The following is a 2,286-nucleotide window of genomic DNA, read 5'->3' as shown; positions in this document are numbered from 1 at the left end:
GGCGATGGAGTGTATTCTGTTGTCCGTCACTCATGGAGAAGTAAATCCGTGGGCCGTGGTAGTCCGGCGAAGAGGTTAATCTTTGCAGGGCTTGCAGAGCATGGGATGATAATGGGTTATCACTAATATGTATTGAACATTCATTCCTCAGATTAAGAATGCTTTCCGGGATATGACTTATCTGATTTCTATCAAAAAAATACTCTCTGACAACGGGATTATTTCCCTCAGAAAATGCTGGTAGCTCAGTGAGGAAATTACGGGTCGCTCTGAGATTTTTAAGAGCCTGTGGGAGCGATGGTAAGGAGACTATTTCGTTATAGCTGATATTCATAGTCAATAACGAATCGGGTAAAGCTGGCAGGTTTTCCAGCTCATTGTGTTGTACCTGAAGTGACTCCAGCGCAGGAGGTAGCACGGGCAATTCTGATAATTTATTGCTGGCGGAATATAATTTTTTTAGCGTAACAGGCAGTTCAGGTAGGTTAGTTAATTGATTATATGATACATTGAGCAGCGTTATCTGAGCTGGTAAGTTGTCAGGTAGCGAGGACAGATTTAAACGGTCCAGTCGAAGTTCATCGGAATTATTGATAAGACATTCTTTAAGTCGGGAGACAGCCTCATCACGCTCTTCACCGGGGAGCGCTTGTTTTTCCCATTTATCCCATGCTGAAAAGTAATCAGCATATGTACCGGAAATAGTGTTATAAAAAGAATTTTGGGGCAATGAAAAGTTATTATTTATCGGTAACATGATGGGCATCCAGTTAAAGCCGGTGGACAAATGGCTTTGTTAAAAGAAATAAGTAGGAGTTTTTATGAAGTTCATTCCATGAAATGAACTTCAGCACTTTTTTATTATAATAAGGATAAACAAAATTGGCTGTAAAAAAACGATACTGTTTCAGTTAACCGTGAATGGCCTGTTTGCACCGTATTGTTCTTGTTTTTCGGTTAGTTAAACATCGTACTTCATATTTGAACGGTAAGCGGCTCGTCAGAACCGTATTGATATTTACTGAGAGGTCAGATCAACTTTCCAGGGCAACAGATCGCGTACCCGGTTTGCCGGCCAGTCTTGGATATGCTCAATGACGTAACGCAGCCATTTTGTCAACGCCACGATTTTTGACCCTAGCCTGACATTTATATTCCCCAGAACATCAGGTTAATGGCGTTTTTGATGTCATTTTCGCGGTGGCTGAGATCAGCCACTTCTTCCCCGATAACGAAGATCGGCACACTGGCCATATCAGTGGTCATCATGCGCCAGCTTTCATCCCCGACATGCACCACCGGGTAAAGCTCACGGGAGACTTTATCTGACAGCAGGCGGGCACTGGCCAGGGGGATCACCATCCGTCGTCCGGGCGTGTCAATAATGTCACTCTGTACATCCACAAACAAACGATAACGACTCTCTCTTTTATAGGCGTAAACCTTAAACTGCATTTCACCAGTCCCTGTTCTCATCGGCAAAAGAGCCGTTCATTTCAATAAAACGGGCGATCTCAGCCATCCCCTGCTGATTTTCAGCCTGCCAGCGTTCCGCACGCAGACGGCGGGCCTCTTTTTGCATGGCCGTATTTACCAGGCCTGAGATATTCACGTTTGCGGATTTAAGTAACTGATAGCTGTCACTGTCTATAGTGACAGTAATACGCTGCTTCATGATAAGCCCTCAAAAACATACTTATGATATGTATATGAGTATATATTAATGGTACAAACCATCAATATCCATAAAAAGTACACCATTAATTCACTATAAGTTTTTAATACAATTTTTTCTGCTGCGATTTTTTTATACGATAATTAGCATACTTATAACACCGTAAGTAAATTACATGAAAGCAGGCACAGCGTGATCCGATTTTTCTGCGTATAACGATTTTCCGGAAGTGTAATACGGTTGCGCCCCGGGCCGGGCACCCTTTTCTGTTGTTGTGTACGGGCCCACAGAGAATGGTACCGGAGGCGGGCTCAGAAGTACTGAGTCGGGTGATCGCGTCAGGCCGCGAAGTACTGACACGGGTATTGGTGACTGGTGATGAAGTACTGCCCCGGGTATGATTTCAGGCTGATTCAGGTTCTGATTCTCTGTCAGTCCGCGTGGTTGCTGGCCTGGCTGATTTCCTGTTGTCAGGCGTTCAACAACCGACTGCAGGTTATAGCCCGGTTCACGAACCACGGCAGCCTGGCGGCTGCAAATCGGGGTGTGGCAGAATATGAGCTTTCAGAGTAACCATCCAGAATGAGTTCCCATGTCACACAACCTGGAGC

The 2,286-nt window shown here is 44.7% G+C and carries 2 protein-coding genes and 2 pseudogenes; all 4 read right to left on the bottom strand.

What is annotated here, in order from left to right; genetic code table 11:
• Nucleotides 1-757, bottom strand: a pseudogene (gene ipaH9.8, locus BFF42_RS15340) (T3SS effector E3 ubiquitin-protein ligase IpaH9.8); the annotation flags it as partial.
• Between the two features lie 261 nt (nucleotides 758-1,018).
• A pseudogene (locus tag BFF42_RS15335) lies at nucleotides 1,019-1,114 on the bottom strand (transposase domain-containing protein); the annotation flags it as partial.
• 35 nt (nucleotides 1,115-1,149) lie between these two features.
• Nucleotides 1,150-1,455 (bottom strand): type II toxin-antitoxin system toxin CcdB, encoded by a 306-nt coding sequence (gene ccdB / locus BFF42_RS15330; RefSeq protein ID WP_001159860.1) that lies wholly within the window; start codon nucleotides 1,453-1,455, stop codon nucleotides 1,150-1,152.
• A 1-nt stretch (nucleotide 1,456) separates the two neighbouring features.
• Nucleotides 1,457-1,675, bottom strand: coding sequence for a type II toxin-antitoxin system antitoxin CcdA (ccdA, locus tag BFF42_RS15325; protein WP_000813626.1), 219 nt, complete (start codon nucleotides 1,673-1,675; stop codon nucleotides 1,457-1,459).
• Nucleotides 1,676-2,286 lie beyond the last annotated feature (611 nt).

Source organism: Shigella sp. FC1661 (genome assembly GCF_001712525.1).
GTDB lineage: Bacteria > Pseudomonadota > Gammaproteobacteria > Enterobacterales > Enterobacteriaceae > Escherichia > Escherichia coli.
The sequence above is the reverse complement of the archived record's forward strand: the minus strand, read 5'-3'. Positions and strand labels throughout refer to the sequence as shown.

Bases quoted from the DNA above. Each gene is read 5' to 3' on its own strand.
- ccdB (WP_001159860.1), bottom strand. From the start codon at position 1,455: ATGCAGTTTAAGGTTTACGCCTATAAAAGAGAGAGTCGTTATCGTTTG.
- ccdA (WP_000813626.1), bottom strand. From the start codon at position 1,675: ATGAAGCAGCGTATTACTGTCACTATAGACAGTGACAGCTATCAGTTA.